This is a genomic window from Kaistia defluvii (assembly GCF_026343955.1).
GTDB lineage: Bacteria > Pseudomonadota > Alphaproteobacteria > Rhizobiales > Kaistiaceae > Kaistia > Kaistia defluvii.
In genome coordinates, this window is sequence record NZ_JAPKNI010000012.1 from 18,908 (window position 1) to 45,595 (window position 26,688).

Sequence of the window (26,688 nt, forward strand, 5' to 3'; positions counted from 1 at the left end):
GCCGGGCCCCTCTGGGGCGGTTATATGAATCAAGTACTTCGGCTGGGCGTCGCCGGTCTCGGCACCGTCGGCGCGTCCCTGCTGCGTTTGACGCAGCGCCATGCCAATGAACTGGCGCTGCGCTGCGGCCGGCCGGTCGTCGTGACTGCCGTGACGGCCCGCGATCGCTTCCGCGATCGCGGCCTCGACCTTTCCACCGTGACCTGGTTCGACGATCCGATGTCGCTGGCGCAGTCGCCTGACATCGACGTCTTCGTAGAACTGATGGGCGGCGCGGACGGCGCGGCCGCCGATTCGGTGCGCGCGGCCCTCGACGCCAAGAAGCATGTCGTCACCGCCAACAAGGCGCTGCTGGCCAAGCACGGCACCGAGCTCGCGCGTCGCGCCGAGAACAACGGCGTCTCGCTGAATTTCGAGGCCGCCGCTGCCGGCGGCATTCCGATCATCAAGACCCTGCGGGAGTCGCTTGCCGGCAACCGTGTCAGCCGCGTCTATGGCATCCTCAACGGCACCTGCAATTACATCCTGACGCGCATGGAGCGGGAAGGCATCGCCTTCGACGCCTGCCTCGCCGAGGCCCAGCGCCTTGGCTATGCCGAGGCCGACCCGACCTTCGACGTCGATGGCTTCGACACCGCCCACAAGCTGGCGCTGCTGACGGCGATCGCCTTCGGCACCGAGATCAATTCCGATGCCATCTATGTCGAGGGCATCCGTTCGATCACGACCGCCGATATCGAGGCGGCGGACGAACTCGGCTACCGCATCAAGCTTCTGGGCGTGGCGACGCGCACCGACAGCGGCATCGAGCAGCGCGTTCATCCGACCATGGTGCCGAAATCCTCGCCGATCGCGCGTGTCGACGGCGTTACCAATGCGGTGGCGGTGGAAGCGGATTTCGTCGGCAGGCTGGTGCTCTCCGGTCCCGGCGCCGGCGGCGACGCCACGGCCTCGGCCGTGATGAGCGACATCGCCGATCTGGCGCGTGGCGACGTGGTCGGCACGTTCGGTCGCCCCGCCCATACGCTGCAGCCCTACCAGCAGGCCGTGATGCGGGCGCATGCGGGCGGCTATTACATCCGCCTTGCCGTCTACGACCGGCCCGGCGCGTTCGCTGCCATCGCCAAGCGTATGGCCGAATACAGCATTTCGCTCGAATCGATCGTCCAGCGGCGGCGCGCGCCGAAGGCCGATGCGCCGGAGCATCTGCAGCCGCTCGAGCCGCAACCGGTTATGCTCATCACCTATGAGACCACCGAGTCGCAGGTCAAGGAAGCGCTCGATCGGATTACGGCGGATGGTCATATTGCGGAGCAGCCGCAAATGATACGCATTGAACAACTGGCCTGAGAGCGGAGCAGCACTATGGCGATGACGGGGAATGCGAAGGCAGCGGGTCTGGACCGGATCCTGACGCTGGAGCTGGTGCGCGTTACCGAGCGCGCGGCCGTTGCGGCGGCGCGTTGGCGGGGCCGCGGCGACGAAATGGCGGCCGATCAGGCAGCCGTCGACGCCATGCGTCGCGAGCTCAACCGTCTGCCGATCGAAGGCACCGTCGTCATCGGCGAGGGCGAGCGCGACGAGGCGCCGATGCTCTATATCGGCGAGAAGGTCGGTCGCGGCTCTGGCCCGCGCGTCGACATCGCGCTCGATCCGCTCGAAGGCACGACGATCTGCGCCAAGAACCAGCCCAACTCGCTGGCCGTGATCGCGATCGCCGAGGGTGGCAGCCTGCTCTATGCGCCCGACGTCTACATGCAGAAGATCGCCATCGGACCCGGCTATGCGACCGGCGTGGTCGACCTCGACGCCTCGCCGATGGAAAACATCCAGGCGCTGGCAGCCGCCAAGGGCGTTCCGGTCAACGAGATCACCGCCTGCATCCTGGACCGTCCGCGCCACGCCAAGCTGATCGAGGACGTGCGCGCCACCGGCGCGGCGCTCCGCCTGATCGGTGACGGCGACGTCGCCGGCGTCATCCACACCACCAATCCCGACGAGACCGGCATCGACATCTATCTCGGCATCGGCGGCGCGCCCGAGGGCGTGCTGGCCGCGGCGGCGCTTCGCTGCATCGGTGGCCAGATGCAGGGCCGCCTGGTGACGCAGTCCGACGCCCAGCGCGAGCGCGCGGCGAAGATGGGCGTCAAGGACTTCGATAAGAAGTTCACCCATGACGAGATGGCCCGCGGCGACGTGCTGTTCGCGGCAACCGGCGTCACGGACGGCAACCTGCTTTCCGGCGTGCGTTTCGCCCGCAATGGCGAGATCACCACCGACACGGTCGTCATGCGTTCGTCCTCCGGCACGGTTCGCTGGATCAAGGCGACGCATCGCGATCTCGAAAAGTTCGACAACGAGGGCTGATCCAGCTCCCATGTCCATGTCATCCAGCGACGCACGGCGCGCCTTTCTGGGCGTAGAAGGATCCGTGACTGGGCGCCGCTGGACCGAACGGGTCGATGCGGCCTCGAGCCTGGTCGCAACCGCCATGGCCCAGCGCCATGAGATCCCCGAGCTCGTCGCCAGGGTGCTGGCCGGGCGGGGCATCGCGCTCGACGATGCCGCGCATTTCCTCGATCCGAGCCTCCGCCGGCTGATGCCGGACCCTTCGGTCCTGACCGACATGGATGCCGCGGCATCGCGCATTGCCGATGCGGTCGAAGCCGGCGAGCATGTCGCGATCTTCGGCGACTATGACGTCGATGGCGCAACGTCGTCGGCGCTGCTGGCCCGCTTCCTGCGCCATCAGGGCGTCGAGACCCGCATCTATATTCCCGACCGCATCTTCGAGGGCTACGGCCCCAATCCCGACGCCATCCGCACCCTCGTCGAAGAGGGCGCGCAGCTGATCGTGACCGTCGATTGCGGCTCGACGAGCCATGAATCGCTGGCGGTCGCGCGCGATCTCGGCCGGCTCGCCGTCGTGCTCGACCACCACCAGATGGGCGCGGAGCTGCCGCCGGCGCTCGCCGTGGTCAATCCCAATCGCCAGGACGATCTCTCCGGCCTTGGCCATCTCGCCGCCGTTGGCGTCACCTTCCTGGCGATCGTCGCCACCAACCGCGAACTCCGCAAGCGCGGCTGGTATGGCCCAAGCCGGCCGGAGCCGGACCTGCTGCAATGGCTCGATCTCGTGGCGCTCGGCACGGTCTGCGACGTCGTTCCCCTGATCGGCCTCAACCGAGCCTTCGTCACCAAGGGCCTGCTGGCGGTGCGCCGCCGGGCCAATCCGGGTCTGGCGGCGCTGTCACGGGCCGCACGCATCGACGCGCCGGTTGCGCCCTATCATCTTGGCTTCCTGCTCGGGCCCCGCATCAACGCCGGCGGCCGGATCGGCGACGCGGCGCTGGGCGCCCGATTGCTGTCGCTCGACGATCCCGCCGAGGCCGAGCGCATTGCCGTCGAACTGGACGATCTCAACAAGCAGCGCCAAGCCATTGAAACTTCGATGCTGGAAGAGGCGATCGCCGAAGCCGATGCCGAGATCGGCTCCGGCGAGGGGCCGGCCGTCATCGTCACCGCCAGCGATCGCTGGCATCCCGGGATCGTCGGCCTGATCGCCGCGCGCCTCAAGGAGCGCTTCCGCCGTCCCGCTTTCGCGATCGCCCTGATGCCGAACGGGCTCGGTACCGGCTCGGGCCGGTCGGTGGCCGGCGTCGATCTCGGCGGGCTGGTTCGCGGCGCCGTCGAGCAGGGGCTCCTGGTCAAGGGCGGCGGGCACGCCATGGCGGCGGGCCTCACCATCGAACCGTCGAAATTCGCGGAATTCCGCGCCTTTCTCGAGGCCGGGGCGGCGGAAGCCTCGCGTCGCGCGCGCCAGGCCGACCAGCTTCTGGTCGACGGTGCGCTGACGGCGCGCGCCGCCACGCCCGATTTCATCGACATGGTGGAGAAGGCGGGGCCGTTCGGCTCGGGACATGCCGAGCCGGTCTTCGCGCTGCCGGCCCATATCGTCGGCTATGCCGATACCGTCGGCAATGGCCATGTGAAGGTCACGCTTTCCGGTGGCGACCAGAACTTGAAGGCGATCGCTTTCCGCGCCGCCGACAATGATCTTGGCCGCATGCTGCTCGGGTCCCGCGGCCGGCCGCTGCATGTCGCCGGAACGCTGTCGATCGATCATTGGCAGGGCAGGCGGCAATCGAGCTTCCGCATTCTCGACGTCGCGCAGCCACAGCCGCTGCGTTAACGGCGCCCTTTCGCGTTAACGCCCCGTTAGCCCTGCGTCATCGGGCCGGTCCGTTTTCACCGCCTTGGACAACCCTGCCGCGCGTCTCATCATCATGGTTGCATTTCTTTCATCAGACTGATGAACTAAATCCGTCCTGATTGAGAGTCGTTCCAATTACACGCATGGATTGTGGCGTTTCTCGACCACCGCTCCCTCGCCCTGTCGGGCGCCGAGTGTGTGACGCATAGTCGGGCGCCGCCCCTGATCCGTTCGCCGGGAACTGGGGACAGGAATGTACCAGGCATGCCGTTCTGCCGGTCGATCAAGCGACAGTGCCAAACCGGTCGGCGGAACAAGGCCGTATGACGACGCGGGCGAAGAATCTTGCCTTAAGATTTTAGCTATGGTGAAATAATTGCAACGCCGTTAGAAGCGGCGGGGAGAACCGGCATGAGCAGCGATCCCTTGAAAGTAGGATTGAAGATCCGAGACGCGCGCAAGCAGCGCCGGCTCACCCTGCAACGGGTGGCCGAGGCGACGGGTCTTTCGATCGGCTTCCTGAGTCAGGTCGAGCGCGATATCACCACGCCGTCTCTATCCTCGCTGGTCACGATCGCCAAGGCGCTCGACCTGCCGGTGAGCGCCTTGCTGCATCAGCCGGACCTGCCGAACGCGGTGTCCCGGCGCGAGGGCAGGGTGACATACGGCATCAATCCGGCCTGGATTTCGTATGAGCGGCTTTCGACGACGTTTCCGGGCCAGATGCTCAACGCCGTCAAGATGAACGTGCCGCCACGCTATCTCTCCGAGACCTCGTCGCATGAGGGGGAGGAGGTCGTCTATGTGCTGAGCGGTTCGATCCGCTATGTGATCGACGAGACCATCTACGAACTGCATGCAGGCGATACCCTGCATTTCTCGGCTCATCGTCCGCACCGGGTGCACAACCCCGCGGATCATGTCGCCGAGGTTCTTTCTGTCGGAACGCAGCAACTCTTCTCGGATACACCCCGCCATCGCGGGCCGTCCCATGCCGGGGCGCCGGATCTCGCCAAGAGCCAGGACAACAGCGCTGCGAACGACATAGCCGAGGGTGAAACGAGGTAACAAGATGAAGATGTTGCGTGCAACGCTGCTGCTGGCGGCGCTTTCGACGACGGCCCTGAGCACGGCGCCGGCCTTTGCCGAGACGGTCCTTCGCCTCGACGAGGCGCCGGTTGGCGAGCTCGATCCGGGCAAGGCGTCGGACTATGCCGACTCGATCCTGATGTTCAACGTCTATGACACGCTGGTCGTGCCGACGGCGGGCAAGCCGGGCATGCAGCCGCATCTGGCGTCGAGCTGGACGGTCGATGGCAATGTCTACACCTTCACGCTGCGCGACGACGTCACGTTCCATTCGGGCAACAAGCTGACGGCGGACGACGTCGTCTATTCCTTCGACCGCATGATCGCGCTCGGGCAGGGCTTCTCCAACCTGTTCGTCGAGGATGTCGAGAAGGCCGAGGCCGTCGATGCCAAGACGGTCAAGTTCACGCTGAAGGGCCCTTACGCGCCTTTCCTGTCGGCGCTCGTCCGCCTGCCGATCCTCGATTCGAAGCTCGCCAGGCAGCATCAGGCCGCCGGCAAGTACGGCGCATTCGGCGATTATTCGGAAGCCTGGCTGTCGGCGAACGACGCCGGCTCCGGCGCCTATCTCGTCGAGACGCAGAACCCGCAGTCGGAGACGGCGCTCGCCAAGTTCCCGGGCTACTTCCTCGGCGCGACGCCGAAGTCACCCGACAAGGTCCGCTTCCGCTACGGCCTCGAGGCCTCGACCGTCCGCGCGCTGCTGTCCAAGGGCGAGCATGACATCGGCTCGCAGTGGCTGCCGCCGGAAGTCGCCAAGGCGCTCGCGGCCGACGACACCATGCAGCTGCTGACCGAAACCGGCACCAACGTCTTCTACATCAAGCTGAACACGGCCAAGGCGCCGCTCGACGACGTCCATTGCCGCCGCGCGCTTACCTATGCGTTCGATTATGCGACCGCTGCCAAGATGGTCGCGGTGAGCGATACCGTCTCTCTCGGCAAGCCGGCGAACGGCCCGATCCCGCATGGCATGCTCGGTTCCTCCAGCGAGGTTCCGAACTACGCGCAGGACCTGGAGAAGGCCAAGGCCGAACTGGCGCAGTGCAAGTACAAGCCGGAAGAGACGCCGCTGGAGATCTCCTGGATCGCCGAGGTGCCGCTGGAAGAGCGTTTCGCCCTGCTGATGCAGGCGAATTTCTCCAAGCTCGGCTTCAAGCCGGAAGTGAAGCGGGTGCCCTGGGCGCTGTTCACCGACATGGTGACCAAGCCCGAGACGACGCCGAACATCTCGCAGATCTTCAACAGCGCGACGACGCCGGATCCGGATTCGTTGCTGTTCAACACCTACCATTCCTCGGCCAAGGGCACCTGGCAGTCGCCGGAATACCTGCAGGACGCGGAAGTCGACAAGCTGCTCGAAGCCGGCCGCGCCGAAGTCGATCCGGCCAAGCGGCAGAAGATCTACGAGGATCTGAGCCAGCGCCTGCGCGACCTCGCCCCGACGATCTATGCCTATGACCAGGTCGCCGTGTTCCCGGCCCGCAAGGCGGTGACGGTGCCGGCCTTGTCGGATGATGCGCATCGCTATGCGCTGTCGGGCTACTCCTTCTCTTTCCGCGAAATGGAGATGGCGCCGTAAGGCGCCGCCTTCCTCCGATCCGGCTCGCGGGCGCCTTCCTTGGGCGCGCGCCCGCGAGCCTCTTCTTCGGAGCAGGGCATGGGCTGGGCGCGGTGCTTTCACCTCTCCCTGGAGGGAGAGGTCGACGGCCGGAGGCCGGCGGGTGAGGGGTTACGGCCTCACCGGATAGGTTCCTAAACCCTCACCCGGAGCTTCGCTCCGACCTCTCCCACCAGGGAGAGGTGAAGAAAAAGGCCCAGCGAGCGGGTAGACCATGGCGAACATCCTCCGATCCCTTCTGCATCGTCTCGGTGCCGCGCTGATCGTCCTGATCGGCATCTCGATGCTGATCTTCGCGATCGCCCGCGTCATGCCGGGCGACCCGGCCCGTATCGCGCTCGGACCCAACGCGACCGCCGAGCAGGTCGCCGCGCTCCGGCTGGAGCGCCATCTCGATGCCTCGCTGCCGGTGCAGTATTTTGAGTTCGTCAAGTCGCTCGCCAGAGGCGATCTCGGCACCTCGCTCTATACCAACCGCCCGGTCACGACGGATATCGCGCAGTTCCTGCCGGCGACGCTGGAGCTGGTCCTTGTCTCCGGCATCCTGATGGTGCTGATCGGCCTGCCGCTCGGCATCCTGTCGGCCCATTTCCGCGGCCGTTTCCCGGATCATGTCGGCCGGCTCATCGCGCTGCTCGGGGTCTGCACGCCGGCCTTCGTCTGGGGCGTCATCCTGCAGCTGGTGCTCGGCTATTTCTGGGGCTGGTTCCCGATCGAAGGCCAGCTGGCCCAATCGACCGTGGCGCCGCCGCTGGTGACCGGCTTCATGCTGATCGACACGCTGCTCGCCGGCGATGGCGCGGCCTTCCTCGACGCGCTGCACCACCTGATCCTGCCATCCCTGGCGCTGGCCATGTCGGGCCTTGGCCAGACGGCGCGGCTGACGCGCTCCAACATGAACGAGGTCTATGAGCGGCCCTATGTCGAGATGGCGCGCGCCTATGGCTTTCCCGCCCGGCGGATCGCCACCCGCTATGCCTTCCGGCCGGCGCTGATCCCGACCCTGACCATCCTCGGCCTTGAATTCGCGGCCATGCTCGGCAACGCCTTCCTGGTCGAGAAGGTGTTCGGCTGGCCCGGCCTGTCGCGCTACGGCGTCGAGGTCATCCTCCGCAAGGATCTCGATGCCATCGTCGGCACGGTGCTGATCATCGCCGCCGCCTTCCTGATCGTGAACATCATCGTCGACATCCTGGTGAACGTCATCAATCCGCGCATCCGTCTCGCAGCGGGGAGGGCATAAGATGTCGGAACCCGGCTCCCCGGTCCTCGCTTCGCGCACCCGCTCCAAGGCCTGGACCGCCTATAGCGCCGATCCGCTTTCGGTGATCGGCCTCGTCATCGTCGTGGCGATCGTGGGACTTGCGATCTTCGCCCCCTTTGTCACGCCCTATCCCGACCATGTCGGGCCCACGGGTGATTTCGCCGCGATGAACGCGGCGCCGAGCGCCGATTTCTGGTTCGGCACCGATGTGATCGGCCGCGACCTGTTCACCCGCATCATCTACGGCTACCGGCTGTCGCTGATCATGGCGATCGTCGTGCTCGCCATCGCGACGCCGATCGGCGTCATCGTCGGGCTGGTCGCCGGCTACAAGGGCGGCTGGACCGACTACATCCTGATGCGCATCACCGATGTGTTCCTGGCCGTGCCGCCTCTGGTGCTGGCCATGGCGATCATGGGCTTCCTGGAGCCGACGCTGCTGAACGGCATGCTGGCGATCACCGCCATGTGGTGGCCCTGGTATGCGCGGCTGATCTACAACGTCACCCGAGCCGAGGCGCAGGAGGGCTATGTGCTGGCCGCCGAGACGGTCGGCGCGTCGACGGCGCATATCCTGTTCCGTGAGATCCTGCCGAATTGCTGGCCGTCCATCCTGACCAAGATGACGCTCGATATCGGCTTCGTCATCCTGATGGCGTCCTCGCTCTCCTTCCTCGGTCTCGGCGTCCAGCCGCCGACGCCGGATCTCGGCTCGATGGTCGCCGATGGCGCCAAATACATGCCCGATGCCTGGTGGCTGACGGTGTTCCCGGCGATCGCGATCCTGCTCGTGGTGCTCGGCTTCAACCTGGTCGGCGACGGCCTGCGCGAAGCCTTCGAGGCGGAGAGCTGAGATGGCCAGCAACACGCTCCAGAAGCCGGTCCTTGCCATCCGCGGCCTGCGCCTTGCCTTTGGCGACCGCCGTCACCCGACGCCGGTGCTGCACGGCATCTCGATGCATATCCGGCCGGGCGAGAAGGTGGCCCTTGTCGGCGAATCCGGTTCCGGCAAGTCGGTGACCGCGCGCCTCGCCATGGGCCTGCTGCAGGACCAGAAGCGGGTGCATGTGTCGGGCTCGATCTTCTTCGACGGCATCGATGCCGCCAAGGGTGGACCGGAAATCGCGCGGCGACGAGGCAACCGCGTCGCCATGATCTTCCAGGATCCGACCTCGGCGCTGAACCCCACCTTCAAGATCCGCGGCCAGTTCCGCGACGTGCTGCGCTCCGGCGATCGATCGATCTCCAACGACGAAGCCGACCTTCGCGCCGAGGCGGCGCTTGCCGAGGTCTCGATCCCCGATCCGAAGCGCGCGCTCGACAGCTACGCCTTCCAGCTTTCCGGTGGCATGAACCAGCGCGTGATGATCGCCATGGCGCTCGCCAACCGGCCGCAACTGCTGATCGCCGACGAGCCGGGCACGGCGCTCGACGTCACGGTGCAGGCGCAGACGCTGAACCTGATGCATGAACTGACCGAGAAGACCGGCACCTCGGTGCTGCTGATTTCGCACAATCTCGGCGTCGTCCGCGAATTCGCCGACCGGGTTTATGTCATCTATCGCGGCAGGATCGTCGAGCACGGCACGACGGCCCAGCTCTTCAACGATCCGCGCCATCCCTATACGCGGGCGCTGCTCGCCGCGATCCCGAAGATCTCGGGCGGCGGCCTGCCGGACCTGCCGGAGCGCAGCCCGGAATTCGAGAGCCCACTCATCGTGCATGAGGGCTGCGGCGAGCCGACGGAGGCCTTCGCATGACTGGCAACGCCCCCATTCTCGAACTCGACCGCCTCGGCAAGGTGTTCTCCGCCGATGGCCACAGCGTCGCGGCGCTGGACGATGTCTCGCTCGCCTTCACGCGCGGCGAGTGCCACGCCATTGTAGGCGAGAGCGGATCCGGCAAGACGACGCTCGCCAACCTCGTGCTCGGCCTGATCGGCGCCACCTCGGGCGAAATCCGCTTCGATGGCGCGACCCTTGGGCGAAGCCGGACGCGCGAGCAGAAGCGCGCGATCCAGCTGGTGCAGCAGAACCCGCTTTCGGCGCTCAATCCGCGCCGCAGCGTCGGCGCTTCCATCCGCCTGCCGCTCGACGTGCATGACCTCGGCCGCAGAAGCGAGCGCGATGCGCGCGTGGCCTCGCTGCTCCAGGAGGTCGGGCTGGAGCCGGAACATGCCCGCCGTTCGCCGCGCGGTCTTTCCGGCGGCCAGCGCCAGCGCATCGCCATTGCCCGGGCGCTTGCCTGCGAGCCGGAACTGCTGGTGCTCGACGAGCCGACCTCGGCCCTCGACGTTCTGGTGCAGGCGCGCGTGCTGCAATTGCTGCAGCGGCTGCGCCAGGAGCGGGGGCTGACCTACCTCTTCATCACGCACGACCTCGCCGTCGTGCGCGCCATCGCCGACCGGGTGAGCGTGTTCCAGAAGGGACGCCTCGTCGAGACCGGGCCGGTCGAAACCCTCTTCTCCGATCCGAAGAGCGCCTATACGCGCGAATTGATCGGAGCCATTCCCGTCGTGACGGAGGCCGAGGCGGCGCTGCGCGCCGCCATCCGTGCCGGGGCGCCAGTTCCGGCCGGGGCCGAATAGGAAGGAAACAGCATGAGCACCACCGCAGAGCGGAACGCCGCCGATCCCGTGTTGGACCCCAAGGCCTGGGACGCGCTGATCGCGGCGCTGGGCGAGCAGGACCAGCCGACCGCGACGCTCGCCAAGGTCGAGGAACTCTATCAGCGCGAAGTCGGCGCGATCATCTTCACGGTGATGAGCGCGGATTTCGACACCGGCATGTCGCGCCGGCTCTATTCCAACCATCCGCAGGAATACCCGACCTCCGGCTACAAGCAGTCGGCCGCCGGCACGTGGAACGATCTCGTCTTCGGCGAGAAGAAGCCCTATGTCGCCAACACGATCGAGGAGATCGCCACCGTCTTCCACGATCATGAGCTGATCCAGTCGCTCGGCTGCGGCTCCTGCATCAATGTGCCGGTCGTGTTCGAGGGCAGCGTGCTTGGCACCATCAACATCCTCGACAAGGCCGGCGCCTACACGCCCGAAAAGGTCGAGCGCGCCATGGCGCTGCGCCCCTTCGCGGCGATCGGCATCCTGGCCGCCACCGTCACCGAACAGGCGTCGAAGATCCGCGACGAGAAGGCCTGACATGACCGACAAGACGATCCGCGTCGCGACCGACGTCGGCGGCACCTTCACCGACCTCGTCTACTTCGAGACGGATACGGCGACCGGCCGCCAGACGGTCCGCACCGCCAAATCCGACACCACGCCGCCGAATTTCGAGCAGGGCGTGCTCAACGTGCTCGCCAAGGCCGATGTCGGCCCCGCCGACATCGCCTTCTTCGCGCATGGCACCACCGTCGTCATCAACGCGCTGACCGAGCGCAAGGGCGCCCGCACGGCGCTGATCACGACGGAAGGCTTCCGCGACGTGCTGGAGATCGCACGCGGCAACCGGCCGGACTTCTTCAACCTGCAATATGTGAAGCCCGAACCCTTCGTGCCGCGCTACCTCTGCCGCGAAGTGCCGGGCCGCATCGCCTATACCGGCGCGGAGCGCTCGCCGCTCGACCTCTCGGGCCTGCCGGCGATCCTGGAAGACTTCCGCGCCGAGGGCGTCGAGGCGATCGCGATCTGCCTGCTGCATTCCTATGCCGACCCCCGCCATGAGGAAGCCGTCGCGGCCGAGATCCGCCGGCTCTGGCCGGAAGTCTCCGTCGTCGCCTCGCACCAGATCACCCGCGAATGGCGCGAATATGAGCGCGCCTCGACGGCCGTGCTGTCGGCCTATGTCCAGCCCGTCGCCAGCCGCTATCTCGGCCGGCTCGAAGACGGCCTGGCTTCCAAGAATTTCGGCGGCCAGCTCTACGTCATGCAGTCGAATTGCGGCGTCGATTCGCTTTCGGCGACGCGCGAGATCCCGATCACCATGGTCGAGAGCGGCCCGGCCTCGGGTTTCTGGGGCGCGGCCGAGCTTGGCCGCATCATCGGCGAGCCCAACGTGCTGGCGCTCGACATTGGCGGCACGACGGCGAAGTGCTCGCTGATTGAGAACGGCCACGTCAAGATCATGACCGACTACTGGATCGAGCGCGATCGCACGTCTTCCGGTTATCCGATCATGGTGCCCGTGGTCGATCTCGTAGAGATCGGCAATGGCGGCGGCTCGATCGCCTGGGTCGATGATTTCGGCAAGCTGCATGTCGGCCCGCAATCGGCCGGCGCCAAGCCGGGTCCCGCCGCCTATGCGCGCGGCGGCACGCAGGCGACGACCACCGACGCCAATCTGGCGCTCGGCCGCATCGACAAGGACTATTTCTGCGGCGGCACCATCCAGGCCGACATGGCCGCGGTCAACGGCGCCCTCGGCGCCCTGGCTGGGAAGCTCGGGCTGTCGCCGATCGAAGCAGCGCGCGGCATTGTCCGCATCGCCAACAACAACATGATCAACGCGCTGAAGCTGGTCTCGCTCAACCGCGGCCACGACCCGCGCGACTTCACGCTCGTCGCCTTCGGCGGCGGCGGCGCGATGCATGCGGTGGCGCTCGCCACCGAGCTCGGCATGAAAAAGGTCGTGATCCCGCGCGGCGCGTCGGTATTCTCGGCCTGGGGCATGATGATGTCCGACCTGCGCCGCGATTACTTTGTCACCCGCCTGATCGAGGGTGGCGACGGTCGCACCACGGCGCTGGCGAATTTGGTCGGCGAGACCCGCGACCGGGCGCTGCGCCAGTTCGAGGCGGAAGGGGTCTTGGCCGACAAGGTCAAGCTCGTGCCCTTCATCAAGTGCCGCTACCAGAACCAGGAACACGCCGTCGAGGTCGAGCTGCCGGCGACCTTTGTCGACGATGCGGCGATCCAGTCGATGATCGAGCATTTCCACGCCGCCTATGAGCGCGAATACACCTATCGCCTCGACGCGCCGGTAGAGATCGTCGGCCTGCATCTCGTGGCTTCCGCCGAGGTCGGCAAGCTGGAAATGATCGCACTGCCGAAGACCGGCGCGACGATCGAGCAGGCGGTCAAGGGCCGCCGCGACGTCGACTATGCGCTCGAAGGCGTCCACGAGGCCGTGATCTACGACCTCGAGAAGCTGGGGCCCGGCATGTCGTTTGCCGGCCCCGCCATCCTCGAGGACCCCGGCACCACGGTGGTGATCCATCCGGGCAATCGCGTGTCGATCGACGCCTACGGCAACACCCACATCGAACTGGGGGCCAAGTGATGAGCAACCCGACCCACGATCCCGTCACCTTCGACATCATCCAGAACTCGCTGCAGGCAATTTCGGACGAGATGTTCGCGGCGATGCGCAAGACGGCGATGAGCGCCATCATCTACGAGGTGCTCGACATGGGCACCGGCATTTGTGCCGCCGATGGCGAGATCGCCTCGTCCGGCGCCGGCATTCCGGCCTTCATCGGTGTGCTCGACAAGGCGGTGAAGGCGGTGCTGCGCAAGCATCCCGTCACCGCGATCTATCCGGGCGACGTCTTCGCCACCAACGACCCGTTCTATGGCGGCGTCACCCATCTGAACGATATGGTCCTGGTCATGCCGGTCTTCGCCGAGGGCGAGATCGTCGCCTGGACCGCGAACATCGCGCACTGGAACGACGTCGGCGGCATGGTGCCGGGCTCGATGTCGACCGACGCCAAGGAGATCTTCCAGGAAGGCCTGCGCGTCCCGGCGATCAAGCTGATCGAGAAGGGCGTGTCCAACCAGGCGGTGATGGACCTGATGATGGTCAATTCCCGCCTGCCGGCCTATCTCAAGGGCGACATGTGGGCGGCGATCGCGGCCGTTCGCATCGGCGACAAGCGCATCCTCGATCTCGTCAACAAATACGGCAAGGACACCTTCGTCGCCGCCATGGACCATTTCATGGACTATGGCGAGCAGGTGACGCTGAAGGCGCTGAAGGACTTGCCCAAGGGCAAGTTCTCCTTCGCCGAGGAACAGGATAGCGGCCAGATCTACAAGGTGACGGTCGAGATCACCGACGACGAATTCATCGTCGACCTGATCGACAACCCCGACCAGACGCCGACGCCCAACAATGCCAGCCGCGACGGCGTCATCGTCGCCTGCCAGATGGCGATCAAGGCGGTGACCGACGTTTCGGCCCCTGCCAATGGCGGATCGTTCCGTCCGCTCGTCGTCAAGACGCGCCCCGGCTCGATCTTCGACGCGCAGGAGCCGGCGGCGCACGCCTTCTACTACGAGGTCGAGATCCGGGTGTTCGACCTGATCCTGCGCTGCCTGGCGCAGCATCTGCCGGAAAAGCTCTCGGCCGGCAGCTTCGCCTCGATCTGCGGCACCGTCGTCGGCGGCCCGCATCCCGATACTGGCCGTCATTACACGATCGTCGAGCCGGAGATCGGCGGTTGGGGCGCCATGCCCGGCCGCGATGGCAACAATGCGATCTTCTCCGGCTTCCACGGCGAGACGTTCAACTGCCCGGCCGAAATCGCCGAGGCGCGTTACGGCCTGTTCGTCGACCAGCTGGCGCTGAACCCGGAAGAGGGCGGCGAGGGTCAGTGGCGCGGGGGCAAGGGCATCCGCATGGATTACCGCGTCCGTGCCGACGGCAATTTCCTGACCTGCGGCTATACGCGCTCGCGCATCCTGCCCTGGGGCATGGAAGGCGGCCATGACGGCACGGCAAACCATGTCGACGTCATCAAGACCGACGGCAGCCGCAAGCGCTACGCGTTTGCGACCGGCGTCGAACTGAACCAGGGCGACATCGTGCGGGTGGTGACCGGCAATGGCGGCGGCTATGGCGACCCGAAAAAGCGCGACCGTGCGGCGGTGATCGAGGACGTCAAGAACGGCTATCTGAGCGTGGAACGGGCCAGAACGGTCTACGGCGTCGAGGTCTGATATCGGAGTGAGCAGGGGCCGGTGGGGTTCGCCGCACCGGTTTTGTCGTTAGGGAAGATCCTCACCCCAGCCCTCTCCCGCGCGCGGGAGAGGGGGCAGGTCGAGCCCGCTGCTGTAACCGCACGGGCACAAAAAAAAGCCCTCGCCCGCTTGCGGGAGAGGGTTGGGTGAGGGGCTTGCTTGCCGGCGAAATGGCGCGGGCTCAAAGGGCCCGCGACGGGTCTCAGCGCCAGGTCAGGCCGAGCTGCTTGTGGCGTGCGACGCAGGTGGCCGGGTCGATATAGGCCTCCTGATGCTGGACGTTCCAGTATTTGAGCTCGTCGATCGGAATAACGCCGCCGGTCACCGCGCAACGCACAAAGGCGCCCGGGGACAGGATCTGGTAGTCGCCATCGAGATAACGAATGCGCGCTTCGCCGCCGCGCCCGGCTGGATCAATACGGTTCATGAGCGGGAATATCGTGCGGAACGCCGCCATGTGCAACAGCGTGGATCTCGCTTTGCACGACCTGTGTCGTTTTTCGGCATGGGCATGTCGGACACAAGCTCTGGCGTCATCCCGGCGGAGCCCGGCATCCAGGCGTGCTGGCATAGGGCCAATGGGCTGAGCCAAGGATTCGTCGGACGGTGTTCATGGGCCCCGGCCTTCGCCGGGGCGATCGAGGTTCATGCCCAGACGCGATCCTCAGGCGGAGGTGAAGAAAGACACGGCGGAGCCTACCTTCGCCCGAACAGGCGCTCGATGTCGGCGAGCTTCAGCTCGACATAGGTCGGGCGGCCGTGGTTGCACTGGCCGGAGCCGGGCGTTGCTTCCATTTCGCGGAGCAGCGCGTCCATCTCCTCGGGGCGCAGGCGTCTGCCGGAGCGGACCGATCCGTGGCAGGCCATGGTTGCGGCGACATGGTCGAGCTTTTCCTTGAGCCGCGTCGTGTCGTCCCATTCGGCCAGATCGTCGGCGAGGTCGACCAGCAGCGAGCGGGTGTCGAGTTCGCCGAGCAGGGCCGGCGTCTCGCGCACGGCGACCGCGCCGGGGCCGAAGCTCTCGATGGCGAGGCCGAGTTCGGCCAGTTCGTCGGCGCGCTTCAAAAGCCGCGCCACGTCGTCCTCGGGCAGGTCGATGACATCGGGGATCAGCAGGATCTGCCGCGCCACGCCGGAGCGGGCGAGCGCTGTCTTCAGCCGCTCATAGACGAGGCGCTCATGCGCGGCGTGCTGGTCGACGATGACGATGCCGTGGTCGGTCTGGGCGATGATGTAGTTTTCATGCACCTGCGCCCGGGCGGCGCCCAGCGGCCGATCGGTCGGGTCGTTGGCGGCGACGGCATTGGCGCGCGCATCGGCCGAGGGCTGGCTCACGGCTGCAAAAGCCGGCTGCGCCGCTTCGCTGAACTGGGGCGCGGGCGTGGTGGCCCAGTCGCGCCAGGACGGCGCGGCGGCGGTGTTGCCGAACGAAGGCATCGGCGCCGAGGGACGCCATGCGGTGGAGGATGACGGTGCGCCGGTACGGAAGGCGGCGATGGTGGCGCCGCCGCCGGTCGTCGCCGAACGGTGGCCGGCCTGGTGGATGGCGTTGCGCAGCGCGCCGACGATCAGCCCGCGCACCAGGCCCGGGTCGCGGAAACGCACGTCGGACTTGGCCGGGTGGACGTTGACGTCGACGCCATGCGGCTCGAGGTCGATGCGGAGCGCCGCGACGGGATGGCGGTCCCTGGACATCACGTCGGCATAGCCCGCGCGCAGCGCCCCCATCAGCAATTTGTCGCGCACCGGTCGGCCATTGACGAACAGGAACTGCTGCAGCCCGTTGGCGCGGTTGTAGGTTGGCAGGCCGGCATAGCCGGAAAGGCGGACGCCCTCGCGTTCCGCCTCGATGGCCAGCGAATTGTCGACGAAGTCCTGGCTCAGAATCTGGCCGAGCCGCTCGACGAAGGGCTCGTCGCCATGGGCCACCGGATAGTCGATCGCGCCCCGGTCGCTGCCGGCGAGCGAGAAGCGCACCTCGGGATGCGCCATGGCGAGGCGTTTGACGATGTCGGTGATGGCGCTCGATTCGGCCCGTTCGCCCTTGAGGAACTTGAGTCGGGCCGGGGTCGAGAAGAAAAGGTCCGTGACCTCGACCCGGGTGCCGGAATTGAGGCCGGCCGGGCGCGGCGGATGGACGAGACCGCCCTCGACCACGATCTCCCAGCCATGCGGCTCGCTGGCATGGCGCGAGGCGATCGACAGCCGCGCCACCGCGCCGATCGAGGCCAGCGCCTCGCCGCGAAAGCCGAGCGTGCGGATATCGAGCAGATCGTCGGTGAGCTTGGAAGTGCAGTGGCGGTCGATGGCGAGGCCGAGATCGTCATGGGTCATGCCGCCGCCATCGTCGGTGACGCGGATCAGCGACGCACCACCACCGGCCGTGACGATCTCGACCCGCTTCGCGCCGGCGTCGATGGCGTTCTCGACCAGTTCCTTGACGACGCTCGCCGGCCGCTCGACCACCTCGCCGGCGGCGATGCGGTTGATCATGTCTTCGGTCAGGCGGCGAACGGTGGTCATGGCGGTCAATCTGGCTGTTGGCCGGCGATCGTGCCGGATTCGCCAAGGCGAGGGAAGCCGACATGCGAGGGACGCGGATCGCCTGTGGCGGGCGTCAGGCAAGGCCTTCGCACCGACCCTCGCCCGCATGCGGCGAGGGTCTTGCTGGTCCCGAGGGTCTTGCTGGTCCGATGTCGAGGCGAACTCAGGCCTTCTTGACGAACTCGGCGCGCAGCACGAGGCCCTTTACCTGCTTGGTGCTGCACTCGAAGGTGTCGGGGTCGTCGGTCAGGCGGATGTTCTTCACCACCGTACCGCGCTTGATCGTCTCCGACGTGCCCTTGACCTTGAGGTCCTTGATCAGCGAGACGGAATCGCCGTCCTTGAGCTGTGTTCCGTTGCTGTCGCGCACGATGATCTCGTCCGACATGGGGTATCTCCTTGCTCTGTTTCACCTCTCCCAAAGACAGGGGTGGAGCGACGCTCCGGGTGAGGGGTAGGGAACGGGTCGGGCGGGATCGGGAAACCGTCTCCCGCCGCGAGTGCCTAGACGGCGCGCCAGCCGATGTCGCGGCGGGAAAAGCCGTCCGGCCAGTCGATCGTGTCGACGGCCTGATAGGCGCGCTTCTGCGCTTCGGCGACGCTCGCGCCAAGCGCGGTGACGTTGAGGACGCGGCCGCCATTGGCGACCAGCCTGCCGTCGACCAGCGCGGTGCCGGCCTGGAACACCTTGGTGCCGGGCAGGGCATCGGCGGCGTCGATGCCGGCGATCGGCGTGCCCTTGGCATAGTCGCCCGGATAGCCCTTGGCGGCCATGACGACGGTCAGCGCGGCTTCGTCCCGCCACTGCGTCGTGACGCCGTCGAGCCTGCCTTCGGCCGCGGCGAGCAGCAGTTCGAGCAGGTCGCTCTCCAGCCGCATCATCAGCACCTGGCATTCCGGGTCACCGAAGCGGACATTGTATTCGATCAGTTCGGGGCCCTTGGCGGTGATCATCAGGCCGGCGAACAGCACGCCCTTGAACGGGGCGCCGCGGGCGGCCATCGCGGCCATGGTCGGGCGGATGATCTCGGCCATGGTGCGCTCGATCATCGCTTCCGTCATCACCGGGGCGGGCGAATAGGCGCCCATGCCGCCGGTGTTGGGGCCGGTGTCGCCGTCGCCGACGCGCTTGTGGTCCTGGGCGGTTGCGAGCGGCACGGCGTTCACGCCGTCGCAGATGGCGAAGAAGCTCGCCTCCTCGCCGACCAGGCATTCCTCGACCACGACTTCGGCGCCGGCCGAGCCGAACGCGCCGTCGAAGCAGGCGTCGATCGCCGCATGCGCTTCGTCCAGCGTTTCCGCCACGACGACGCCCTTGCCGGCGGCGATGCCGTCCGCCTTGACGACGATCGGCGCGCCCATCCTGGTCGCATAGTCGCGCGCGGGCGCTGCCTCGGTGAAGCGCTGGTAGGCGGCGGTCGGGATGTTGGCCTCGGCGCAGAGATCCTTGGTGTAGCCCTTCGAGCCTTCGAGGCGGGCTGCCTCCTGGCCGGGGCCGAACACCCGGATGTTCGCGCCGTCGAGCGCATCGGCAAGGCCGGCGACCAGCGGCGCTTCCGGGCCGACGATGACGAAATCGATCATGTTGTGGCGGCAGAAGTCGATCACCGCGTGATGGTCGAACGGATCGAGCCGCACCAGTTCCGCGAGCGCGCCGATGCCGGGATTGCCGGGGGCGGCAAAAAGCTGGCCGAGACGAGGCGATTTCCGGAGCGCCCAGGCCAGCGCGTGCTCGCGGCCGCCCGATCCGATCAGGAGAATGTTGATGCGCGTCTCGGTCATGCCAGCTGCCCGTGGTTGAATTCCTAGCGCGGCGCTTAGCAAGCAGGGGCTCGCTTGTCGAATCCGGAAAGCGCTGGCGCGGTGGGTTTTCCTCCCCGTCGCGCGGCGATCCGGCGCGGCGGTAGCGCCGCATGGGCTTGGCGCGGCTTCGCAACTGGCGGTATGACAGGCCAGGAAATCCGAAATCGCGAGAGAGTCCCGATGAGCCTCAGTCCTGGAACCGTCGCCGACGCCGCCCGGGGCAATTGGGTCGATCGCCATGCGCCGGCCTGGCTGCGTCCCTATGCGCGGCTGGCGCGCTGGGACCGGCCGATCGGCTGGTGGCTGCTGCTTCTGCCCTGCTGGTGGTCGTCGGCGCTGGCCAGCAACGTCGCCGGCGCGACCTGGCCCGATCTGGCGCATCTCGTCCTGTTCTGGATCGGCGCGGTCGCGATGCGCGGCGCCGGCTGCACCTATAACGACATCGTCGACCGCGAGTTGGATGCCGGCGTCGCCCGCACGCGGTCGCGGCCGATCCCGAGCGGCCAGGTCAGCGTTCGCGGCGCCAAGATCTTCCTCGTGCTCCAGGCGCTGGCCGGGCTTGCGGTGCTCCTGTCGTTCAACTGGTTTTCGGTCGTGCTGGCGCTCTGTTCGCTGCTGGTCGTCGCCGCCTATCCGTTCATGAAGCGGATCACCGACTGGCCGCAGCTGGTGCTCGGCCTCGCCTTTTCCTGGGGCGCGCTGATGGGCTGGTCGGCCTGGTTCGGCAGCCTGGCGCTGGCGCCGGTGCTGCTCTATGCCGGCGGCGTGCTGTGGACGATCGGCTATGACACGATCTACGCGCTGCAGGACATCGAGGACGACAAGATCATGGGCGTGCGCTCGACCGCGCGGCTGTTCGGCGACCGCGCGCCGCAGATCGTCGGCCTGCTCTATGCCGGCGCGGTGCTGCTCTGGGCGGGGGCCTTCTGGGCCGCCGGCATCGGCTGGGTCGCCTGGCTCGGGCTGGCGCTCGCCGCCGCCCATCTCGGCTGGCAGGTCGCACGCGTGCGGCTCGACAACGAGGCGCTGGCGCTGCGCCTGTTCAAGTCCAACCGCGAGGCCGGATTGATCCTGTTCGCCGGCCTGGTGATCAACGGCCTCGTTTGAACGCCACGCGAGACCGCGCCGCGCCTTCACGAACACGTCACTTGAAGATCCAGCGGGGCTGGCGCGCTAATTGCGCGACAGATTGCAGTGCTGGACGGATCTTCAGAACCGATTTGTGTGGGAGGGAATGCGCATGTCCGCAATGCCCGATGCAGCCGTCGCCGATATCAATCCCGCCGCCATCGTCGACGCCATTCTCGGCTTCCACAAGACAGCCGCGCTGAAGGCGGCGATCGATCTGGAACTGTTCACGGCGATCGCGGCGGGTGACGATACCAGCGAGCGGATCGCGGCGAAGTCCGGGGCTTCGGAACGCGGCGTCCGCATCCTGTGCGATTTCCTGACCGCGCATGGCTTCATGAGCAAGACCGGCGCGCACTACCGGCTGACGCCATCCAGCCAGGTTTTCCTCGACCGCAGGTCGCCCGCCTATATGGGCAGCGTCGTCGATTTCCTGAGCGCGCCGGAACAACTCGATCTCTTCCTGGAAGATCCGGTGACCTATGTGCGCCATGGCGGCTCCATGGGTCTCGCCAACATGGCGCCGGATCATCCGATATGGCTGAAATTTGCCGAGGCGATGATTCCCGTCGTGGTCGCCAGCGCCGGCGGCGTCGCCGCCGAGGTGGCAAGCTGGCCGGATCGGCCGCGCAAAATCCTCGATATTGCCGCCGGCCACGGCATGTTCGGTATCGAGGTCGCCAAGGCGCTGCCGGATGCGGAGATCACCGCCGTCGACTGGGCGGCCGTGCTCGAACTCGCCCGGAGCAATGCCGAACGGGCCGGCGTGGCGTCCCGCTACCGGACGGTCGCGGGCAGCGCCTTCGATGTCGATTGGGGCAGTGGCTACGATCTCGTGATGCTGCCGAACTTCCTGCACCACTTCGACATCGCGACCTGCGCCAGGCTGATGCAGAAGGTGCGGGCCAGTCTCGCGCCGGGCGGCCGGGTGCTCGCGGTCGAATTCGTGCCGAACGAGGATCGGGTCTCGCCGCCATTCCCGGCGGCTTTTGCGCTGGTGATGCTGGCGACGACGCCGCAGGGGGACGCCTATACGGCGAGCGGACTGGGAGAGATCGCGCGGGCCGCCGGCTTCAGCGGCGTCTCCGTGCGCCCGCTGGCGCATTCGCCCGCGAGCCTGGTGCTGTTCGAACCGTAGGGAACGTTCAGTCGCGGGCGATGATCTCGCGGCCGTAGAGCGTCTCGACTTCCTTGTAGAAGCCGGTCTTGCGACGCTTGAGGAAGCGCGGGCGGCGCCCCTTGAGCGAGGAGGGTGCGCGGCGGGACTTGGGCTGGCCGACCACGAGCGGACCCATCTGGTCGAGCGGCGCGCGAATCGTGCCGTCCGTGTCGACGATCAGCAGCGGCAGACCGAGCGCGCGACCCCAGGCCTGCCAATCGGCGGCCACGTCCTCGCCATCGCCGAGGTCTTCGACGACGACCAGCGGCAGCGACATGGCGGGATCGCGGTGCATCAGTTCGACGGTGGTGCGGATCGCCCCGGTCTCGGCATCGCCGGTCATCCGCACGGCGACGCCGCGGAAGGCGCTGACCGGGGTGGAGAGGGTGGTCGGGATGCCGCCGAGGCGACGCTTGACGATGGCGAGTTCACGATCGATGTAGACGGCCGGCGTGGTGGCGGAAGCCGGACCGGCGAGAGTGGCGGAGTAGCGGACCGGCAGCGCGAAGGGGTCGAGGCGCAGGTCGTTGCCACGAGCGCCATGTGCCGCCTGAACCGTTGCGTTTGCCATTGCCTTGCACTCCATCACTGCCTCGCTTCGGTCCGGTTAACGGAACCTTAAAGGGGTTGGCCCGGTTGGCTGGGCCGCTCTTCGTTGAAGCGACAATGCCATGCGATCCGCCCCCCAGAGCTTAAGAGACATGGTTAACGGCCCGGCGATGACGGGCAGGGTTAGCGTCTGGTGATCGAAGACGGTTGACGAAAACTTGCTGAAATAAGGCGCGCGGCGCGGCAATGGCGGTAGCCTGCGGTTTGCGCCGGGAGGCGCTTCCTATGGTCTGGCGGGGGACAAGGCGAGGGGTGGGGGACGTCTCTCGCGCCGTGCCTGTGGGCAAGGCCGGCTGCCGGTCGGGGAGCGTCAACTTTTGTCGCGGACCCGCCTTCGATGCGTGAATGCCCGAGGCTCGCGCAGCGGCGTTGATCGGCATCGGGCCTGCGAGGCTGACAACGGGCTGCCGGGGGGCTATATCACGCCGCATCGGACATGAGCGGCGGAGTGAAGGATGAGCGGCACGACATTGTCGAGCGACGGGCTGGACGTTCGCCGCCGGCGTACCCATTTTCGCTGCTGGCATCGCGGCATGCGCGAGATGGACCTGATCCTCGGCCGCTTCGCCGATGCCCATATCGCAACGCTTGATGATGGCGAACTCGACCTCCTGGAAAGTCTGATGGAGGAACAGGATCGCGATCTGCTGATCTGGCTGACGGGAGAAGCCCCGACGCCGGACGACGTCAATACCGCATTCTTCCAGAAGCTCGCCGCCTTTACCGGCGCCACTCCCCGTTAGGCGTAATGGTCACATTCCCGTACATTCTCGGCCGTCCGTCGACGGTGCTTTCGGGCGTTCCCGACGGTTTTGACGGTAAGGTCGTCGCCGATATCGCAGCGCTCGCCGCACGCGAAGGGCTGCCCTTCGTCCTGGTCGTCGCGCGTGACGGCAACCGCATGGCCGATCTCGAACAGGCGATGCGCTTCTTTTCGCCCGGGACCGAGGTCGTGGCGCTGCCGGCCTGGGACTGCATGCCTTATGACCGCGTGTCGCCGAATACGGCTGTCGTGGCGCAACGCATGGCGGCGCTTTCCTATCTCGCCAATTACCAGCCGGTGAAGGGGCGCGCGCTGGTCGTGCTCACCACCGTCAATGCCGCCGTGCAGCGCCTGCCACGCCGCGACCAGGTCGCGCGCCAGAGCCTCTCGATCGCCAGCGGCAACCAGATGTCGATGGACCGGCTTGTCGGCTGGCTGGAGGACAACGGCTTCCTGCGTACCTCGACCGTGCGCGAGGCCGGCGAATATGCCGTGCGCGGCGGCATCATCGATCTGTTCGCCGCCGGTCAGGGCGAGCCGGTCCGCGTCGATTTCTTCGGCGATACCGTTGATTCGATCCGCTCCTTCGATGTCGAGAGCCAGCGCACCGTGGCGCAGAAGAAGCGCCTCGACCTCGTCCCGATGAGCGAACTGGTGCTCTCGCCCGAGGCGATCGCCCGCTTCCGCGCGCGCTATGTGGCGATGTTCGGCGCGACCGACCGCGAAGACCTGCTCTACCAGTCCGTCAGCGATGGCCGCCGCTATACCGGCGTCGAGCATTGGCTGCCGCTGTTCGTCGACGGTCTCGACACGATCTTCGACTACCTGCCCGATGCGCCGCTGGTGCTCGACCATCTGGTCGAGGAAGCGATCGCCGAGCGTTTCGACGACATCAAGGACCATTACGACGCGCGCAAGAGCGGCATGGGGCAGGCGCAGGGCGGCGTGCCCTACCGGCCGGTGCCGCCGGACCAGCTCTATCTGACCCGCGAGGAATGGCAGGACCGCGAGAAGACGGCGCCGCTGCTGCGCATGACGCCGTTCGCCGAGCCCGACGACACCATGGTCGCCGATCTCGGCGGCCGGCATGGCCGCACCTTCGCGGCCGAACGCACCGCCGGCGACGTCAACGTCTTCGACGCGGTCATCGCCCATATCGGCGGGCTGCGCGAGAAGAAGCGCGTCATCATCGCTTCCTGGAGCGACGGCGCGCGCGACCGCCTGGCCCAGGTGCTCGACGATCACGGCCTGAAGCGGGTGGAGCGGATCGACGACTGGGCCTCTGCCGAAAAGCTCGGCAAGGGCGTCGTCGGACTTGGCGTGCTCGGCCTGGAAGCCGGCTTTGAGACGCCGGACATGGTCATCATCGGCGAGCAGGACATCCTGGGCGACCGCTTGGTGCGCCCGCGCAAGCGCTCGAAGCGCGCCTCCGACTTCCTCAGCGAAGTGACCGGCCTTTCGGAGGGCGACATCGTCGTCCATGTCGACCACGGCATCGGCCGCTTCACCGGGCTGAAGACGATCACGGCCGCCGGCGCGCCGCATGATTGCCTGGAGATCGTCTATCAGGGCGGCGACCGGCTCTATCTGCCGGTCGAGAACATCGAGCTGCTGTCGCGCTATGGCTCGGAAGATACCGAGGCGACGCTCGACAAGCTCGGCGGCGTCGCCTGGCAGGCGCGCAAGGCCAAGCTGAAGCAGCGCATCCGCGACATGGCGGGGCAGCTGATTAAGGTCGCCGCGCAGCGTGCCATGCGTCATGCCGAACCCTTGGCGCCGGCCGATGGCCTCTATGACGAGTTCGCCGCCCGTTTCCCCTATGAGGAGACGGAAGACCAGCTCGCCGCCATCGAGGCGGTCATTTCGGATCTCGGCGCCGGCACGCCGATGGACCGTCTGATCTGCGGCGATGTCGGCTTCGGCAAGACGGAAGTGGCGCTGCGCGCGGCCTTCGTCGCGGTGATGAGCGGCAAGCAGGTGGCGGTGGTCGTGCCGACGACGCTGCTGTCGCGCCAGCATTTCCGCACCTTCCAGGCCCGCTTCGCCGGTTTCCCGATCCGCGTCGAGCAGGCCTCGCGCCTCGTCTCGGCCAAGGATCTGGCGGAAACCAAGAAGGGCATCAAGGAAGGCCAGGTCGATATCGTCGTCGGCACGCATGCGCTGCTTGGCAAGGGCATCGAGTTCCGCGACCTCGGCCTGCTGATCATCGACGAGGAGCAGCATTTCGGCGTCAAGCACAAGGAGCGGCTGAAGGAGATCCGCGCCGACGTGCATGTGCTGACGCTGTCCGCCACGCCGATCCCGCGCACGCTGCAGCTGGCCCTGACGGGCGTCCGCGAGCTGTCGCTGATCACCACGCCGCCGGTCGACCGCATGGCGGTCCGGACCTTCATTTCGCCGTTCGACGCGCTGGTGGTTCGCGAGGCGCTGCTGCGCGAGCGCTATCGCGGCGGCCAGAGCTTCTATGTCTGTCCGCGCCTCTCCGACCTCGCCGACCGCAAGGAATTCCTGGAAAAGTTCGTGCCCGAGGTGAAGGTCGCCATTGCGCATGGCCAGATGCCGCCGACCGAGCTCGAGGACATCATGACGGCGTTCTACGAGGGCGCCTATGACGTGCTGCTCTCGACCACGATCGTCGAATCCGGGCTCGATATTCCGACCGCCAATACGCTGATCGTGCACCGCGCTGACATGTTTGGCCTGGCGCAGCTCTACCAGCTGCGCGGCCGCGTCGGCCGCTCGAAGACGCGCGCCTATGCGCTGTTCACTGTGCCGGCCGAGAAGCGCCTGACGGCGATGGCGGATCGCCGGCTCAAGGTGCTGCAGTCGCTCGACACGCTGGGCGCCGGCTTCCAACTGGCGAGCCACGATCTCGACATTCGCGGCGCCGGCAATCTGCTCGGCGAGGAACAGTCGGGCCATATCAAGGAAGTCGGCTTCGAGCTTTATCAGCAGATGCTGGAGGAGGCCGTGGCGGCGCTTCGCGATGGCGGCACGGAGGAGACGGAATCCGATGGCCGCTGGTCGCCGCAGATCACGGTCGGTACGCCGGTCATGCTGCCGGAGACCTATGTGCCGGACCTGCAGCTGCGCCTGTCGCTCTATCGCCGCCTTGGCGACCTGGAAGAGCCGGAGCAGATCGACAGCTTCGGCGCGGAGCTGATCGACCGCTTTGGCCCGTTGCCGGACGAGGTCGAGCACCTGCTCAAGATCGTCTACATCAAGGCGCTGTGCCGCAAGGCGAATGTCGAGAAGGTCGATGCCGGCCCCAAGGGCATCGTCATCGCCTTCCGCAACTCGACCTTCGCCAATCCGGCCGGTCTGATCCGCTATATCGGCGAGCAGGGCAGCCTGGCCAAGGTTCGCCCGGACCAGAAGATCGTGCTGATCCGCGACTGGGAAAAGCCGGAGCAGCGCCTCAAGGGCACCGCCGTGATCCTGACCCAGCTCGCCCGCATGGCCGAGGAAGGCCGCAAGAAGGCAGCTTAGGCTTGGCTACAGATAAGCGTGGGACGCACGGCGGGTCCGTACCGGGCACAACCTTCACCTATCCCTCAGGGAGAGGTGAAGGTCCGG

The 26,688-nt window shown here is 66.9% G+C and carries 21 protein-coding genes; 16 read left to right on the forward strand and 5 right to left on the reverse strand.

Annotated elements, in window-relative coordinates; translation table 11 throughout:
- The first annotated feature begins 24 nt into the window (after positions 1-24).
- From OSH10_RS21480 to OSH10_RS21535, 12 genes are all read left to right on the forward strand, one after another.
- Positions 25-1,350, forward strand: coding sequence for a homoserine dehydrogenase (locus OSH10_RS21480; protein WP_266334559.1), 1,326 nt, complete (start codon positions 25-27; stop codon positions 1,348-1,350).
- Between the two features lie 15 nt (positions 1,351-1,365).
- Positions 1,366-2,367, forward strand: coding sequence for a class II fructose-bisphosphatase (gene glpX / locus OSH10_RS21485; protein WP_266334561.1), 1,002 nt, complete (start codon positions 1,366-1,368; stop codon positions 2,365-2,367).
- A 10-nt stretch (positions 2,368-2,377) separates the two neighbouring features.
- Positions 2,378-4,192 (forward strand): single-stranded-DNA-specific exonuclease RecJ, encoded by a 1,815-nt coding sequence (gene recJ, locus OSH10_RS21490; protein ID WP_266334563.1) that lies wholly within the window; start codon positions 2,378-2,380, stop codon positions 4,190-4,192.
- A gap of 432 nt (positions 4,193-4,624) precedes the next feature.
- Positions 4,625-5,281: a helix-turn-helix domain-containing protein gene (locus tag OSH10_RS21495; RefSeq protein ID WP_266334565.1), complete on the forward strand. Its 657-nt coding sequence runs from the start codon at positions 4,625-4,627 to the stop codon at positions 5,279-5,281.
- A gap of 4 nt (positions 5,282-5,285) precedes the next feature.
- The gene (locus OSH10_RS21500) at positions 5,286-6,884 is read left to right on the forward strand and encodes an ABC transporter substrate-binding protein (protein ID WP_266334567.1); all 1,599 of its coding nucleotides are present in this window, start codon (positions 5,286-5,288) and stop codon (positions 6,882-6,884) included.
- 253 nt (positions 6,885-7,137) lie between these two features.
- On the forward strand, positions 7,138-8,166 hold the full coding sequence (locus OSH10_RS21505) for an ABC transporter permease (protein WP_266334569.1): 1,029 nt from the start codon (positions 7,138-7,140) through the stop codon (positions 8,164-8,166).
- Position 8,167: 1 nt separating this feature from the next.
- A complete protein-coding gene (locus OSH10_RS21510) occupies positions 8,168-9,040 on the forward strand; it encodes an ABC transporter permease (protein WP_266334570.1) in 873 nt (290 codons plus the stop codon).
- A 1-nt stretch (position 9,041) separates the two neighbouring features.
- The gene (locus tag OSH10_RS21515; protein ID WP_266334572.1) at positions 9,042-9,947 is read left to right on the forward strand and encodes an ABC transporter ATP-binding protein; all 906 of its coding nucleotides are present in this window, start codon (positions 9,042-9,044) and stop codon (positions 9,945-9,947) included.
- Complete coding sequence (locus OSH10_RS21520) at positions 9,944-10,774, forward strand: ABC transporter ATP-binding protein (protein WP_266334574.1); 831 nt, start codon at positions 9,944-9,946, stop codon at positions 10,772-10,774. Before OSH10_RS21515 ends, OSH10_RS21520 begins: the two co-directional genes overlap by 4 nt.
- Before the next feature lie 12 nt (positions 10,775-10,786).
- Positions 10,787-11,344, forward strand: a complete 558-nt coding sequence (locus tag OSH10_RS21525) for a GAF domain-containing protein (protein ID WP_266334576.1) — start codon at positions 10,787-10,789, stop codon at positions 11,342-11,344.
- A gap of 1 nt (position 11,345) precedes the next feature.
- On the forward strand, positions 11,346-13,424 hold the full coding sequence (locus OSH10_RS21530; RefSeq protein ID WP_266334578.1) for a hydantoinase/oxoprolinase family protein: 2,079 nt from the start codon (positions 11,346-11,348) through the stop codon (positions 13,422-13,424).
- Entirely contained in the window at positions 13,424-15,085 is a 1,662-nt protein-coding gene (locus OSH10_RS21535; protein WP_266334580.1) for a hydantoinase B/oxoprolinase family protein, read from the forward strand. The genes OSH10_RS21530 and OSH10_RS21535 overlap by 1 nt, the downstream gene beginning before the upstream one ends.
- Positions 15,086-15,308: 223 nt before the next feature.
- Here OSH10_RS21535 and OSH10_RS21540 read toward each other — a convergent pair whose 3' ends face one another.
- The 4 genes from OSH10_RS21540 to purD form a co-directional block, all read right to left on the reverse strand.
- A complete protein-coding gene (locus OSH10_RS21540; protein WP_266334582.1) occupies positions 15,309-15,533 on the reverse strand; it encodes a DUF2093 domain-containing protein in 225 nt (74 codons plus the stop codon).
- A 269-nt stretch (positions 15,534-15,802) separates the two neighbouring features.
- A complete protein-coding gene (mutL, locus tag OSH10_RS21545; RefSeq protein WP_266334584.1) occupies positions 15,803-17,629 on the reverse strand; it encodes a DNA mismatch repair endonuclease MutL in 1,827 nt (608 codons plus the stop codon).
- Positions 17,630-17,813: 184 nt separating this feature from the next.
- Positions 17,814-18,038 (reverse strand): alkylphosphonate utilization protein, encoded by a 225-nt coding sequence (locus OSH10_RS21550; RefSeq protein WP_266334586.1) that lies wholly within the window; start codon positions 18,036-18,038, stop codon positions 17,814-17,816.
- 116 nt (positions 18,039-18,154) lie between these two features.
- Positions 18,155-19,417, reverse strand: coding sequence for a phosphoribosylamine--glycine ligase (gene purD, locus OSH10_RS21555; protein WP_266334710.1), 1,263 nt, complete (start codon positions 19,415-19,417; stop codon positions 18,155-18,157).
- A 216-nt stretch (positions 19,418-19,633) separates the two neighbouring features.
- On the opposite strand from purD, the gene ubiA reads away from it, so the two are divergent.
- A complete protein-coding gene (ubiA, locus tag OSH10_RS21560; protein WP_266334588.1) occupies positions 19,634-20,560 on the forward strand; it encodes a 4-hydroxybenzoate octaprenyltransferase in 927 nt (308 codons plus the stop codon).
- Positions 20,561-20,693: 133 nt separating this feature from the next.
- The gene (locus OSH10_RS21565) at positions 20,694-21,719 is read left to right on the forward strand and encodes a class I SAM-dependent methyltransferase (RefSeq protein WP_266334590.1); all 1,026 of its coding nucleotides are present in this window, start codon (positions 20,694-20,696) and stop codon (positions 21,717-21,719) included.
- Positions 21,720-21,726: 7 nt separating this feature from the next.
- Here OSH10_RS21565 and OSH10_RS21570 read toward each other — a convergent pair whose 3' ends face one another.
- Complete coding sequence (locus OSH10_RS21570; protein ID WP_266334592.1) at positions 21,727-22,311, reverse strand: DUF6101 family protein; 585 nt, start codon at positions 22,309-22,311, stop codon at positions 21,727-21,729.
- Between the two features lie 493 nt (positions 22,312-22,804).
- Between OSH10_RS21570 and OSH10_RS21575 the strand changes: the two genes are divergently transcribed.
- Positions 22,805-23,092 (forward strand): FAD assembly factor SdhE, encoded by a 288-nt coding sequence (locus OSH10_RS21575; RefSeq protein WP_266334594.1) that lies wholly within the window; start codon positions 22,805-22,807, stop codon positions 23,090-23,092.
- A gap of 5 nt (positions 23,093-23,097) precedes the next feature.
- Positions 23,098-26,601, forward strand: a complete 3,504-nt coding sequence (gene mfd / locus OSH10_RS21580; protein ID WP_266334596.1) for a transcription-repair coupling factor — start codon at positions 23,098-23,100, stop codon at positions 26,599-26,601.
- Positions 26,602-26,688 lie beyond the last annotated feature (87 nt).

Bases quoted from the DNA above. Each gene is read 5' to 3' on its own strand.
- OSH10_RS21505 (WP_266334569.1), top strand. From the start codon at position 7,138: ATGGCGAACATCCTCCGATCCCTTCTGCATCGTCTCGGTGCCGCGCTG.
- OSH10_RS21565 (WP_266334590.1), top strand. From the start codon at position 20,694: ATGTCCGCAATGCCCGATGCAGCCGTCGCCGATATCAATCCCGCCGCC.
- OSH10_RS21530 (WP_266334578.1), top strand. From the start codon at position 11,346: ATGACCGACAAGACGATCCGCGTCGCGACCGACGTCGGCGGCACCTTC.
- OSH10_RS21510 (WP_266334570.1), top strand. From the start codon at position 8,168: ATGTCGGAACCCGGCTCCCCGGTCCTCGCTTCGCGCACCCGCTCCAAG.
- mfd (WP_266334596.1), top strand. From the start codon at position 23,098: ATGGTCACATTCCCGTACATTCTCGGCCGTCCGTCGACGGTGCTTTCG.
- ubiA (WP_266334588.1), top strand. From the start codon at position 19,634: ATGAGCCTCAGTCCTGGAACCGTCGCCGACGCCGCCCGGGGCAATTGG.
- OSH10_RS21495 (WP_266334565.1), top strand. From the start codon at position 4,625: ATGAGCAGCGATCCCTTGAAAGTAGGATTGAAGATCCGAGACGCGCGC.
- OSH10_RS21570 (WP_266334592.1), bottom strand. From the start codon at position 22,311: ATGGCAAACGCAACGGTTCAGGCGGCACATGGCGCTCGTGGCAACGAC.
- OSH10_RS21500 (WP_266334567.1), top strand. From the start codon at position 5,286: ATGAAGATGTTGCGTGCAACGCTGCTGCTGGCGGCGCTTTCGACGACG.
- OSH10_RS21515 (WP_266334572.1), top strand. From the start codon at position 9,042: ATGGCCAGCAACACGCTCCAGAAGCCGGTCCTTGCCATCCGCGGCCTG.
- mutL (WP_266334584.1), bottom strand. From the start codon at position 17,629: ATGACCACCGTTCGCCGCCTGACCGAAGACATGATCAACCGCATCGCC.
- OSH10_RS21575 (WP_266334594.1), top strand. From the start codon at position 22,805: ATGAGCGGCACGACATTGTCGAGCGACGGGCTGGACGTTCGCCGCCGG.
- glpX (WP_266334561.1), top strand. From the start codon at position 1,366: ATGGCGATGACGGGGAATGCGAAGGCAGCGGGTCTGGACCGGATCCTG.
- OSH10_RS21525 (WP_266334576.1), top strand. From the start codon at position 10,787: ATGAGCACCACCGCAGAGCGGAACGCCGCCGATCCCGTGTTGGACCCC.
- OSH10_RS21520 (WP_266334574.1), top strand. From the start codon at position 9,944: ATGACTGGCAACGCCCCCATTCTCGAACTCGACCGCCTCGGCAAGGTG.
- recJ (WP_266334563.1), top strand. From the start codon at position 2,378: ATGTCCATGTCATCCAGCGACGCACGGCGCGCCTTTCTGGGCGTAGAA.
- OSH10_RS21550 (WP_266334586.1), bottom strand. From the start codon at position 18,038: ATGTCGGACGAGATCATCGTGCGCGACAGCAACGGAACACAGCTCAAG.
- OSH10_RS21535 (WP_266334580.1), top strand. From the start codon at position 13,424: ATGAGCAACCCGACCCACGATCCCGTCACCTTCGACATCATCCAGAAC.
- OSH10_RS21540 (WP_266334582.1), bottom strand. From the start codon at position 15,533: ATGAACCGTATTGATCCAGCCGGGCGCGGCGGCGAAGCGCGCATTCGT.
- OSH10_RS21480 (WP_266334559.1), top strand. From the start codon at position 25: ATGAATCAAGTACTTCGGCTGGGCGTCGCCGGTCTCGGCACCGTCGGC.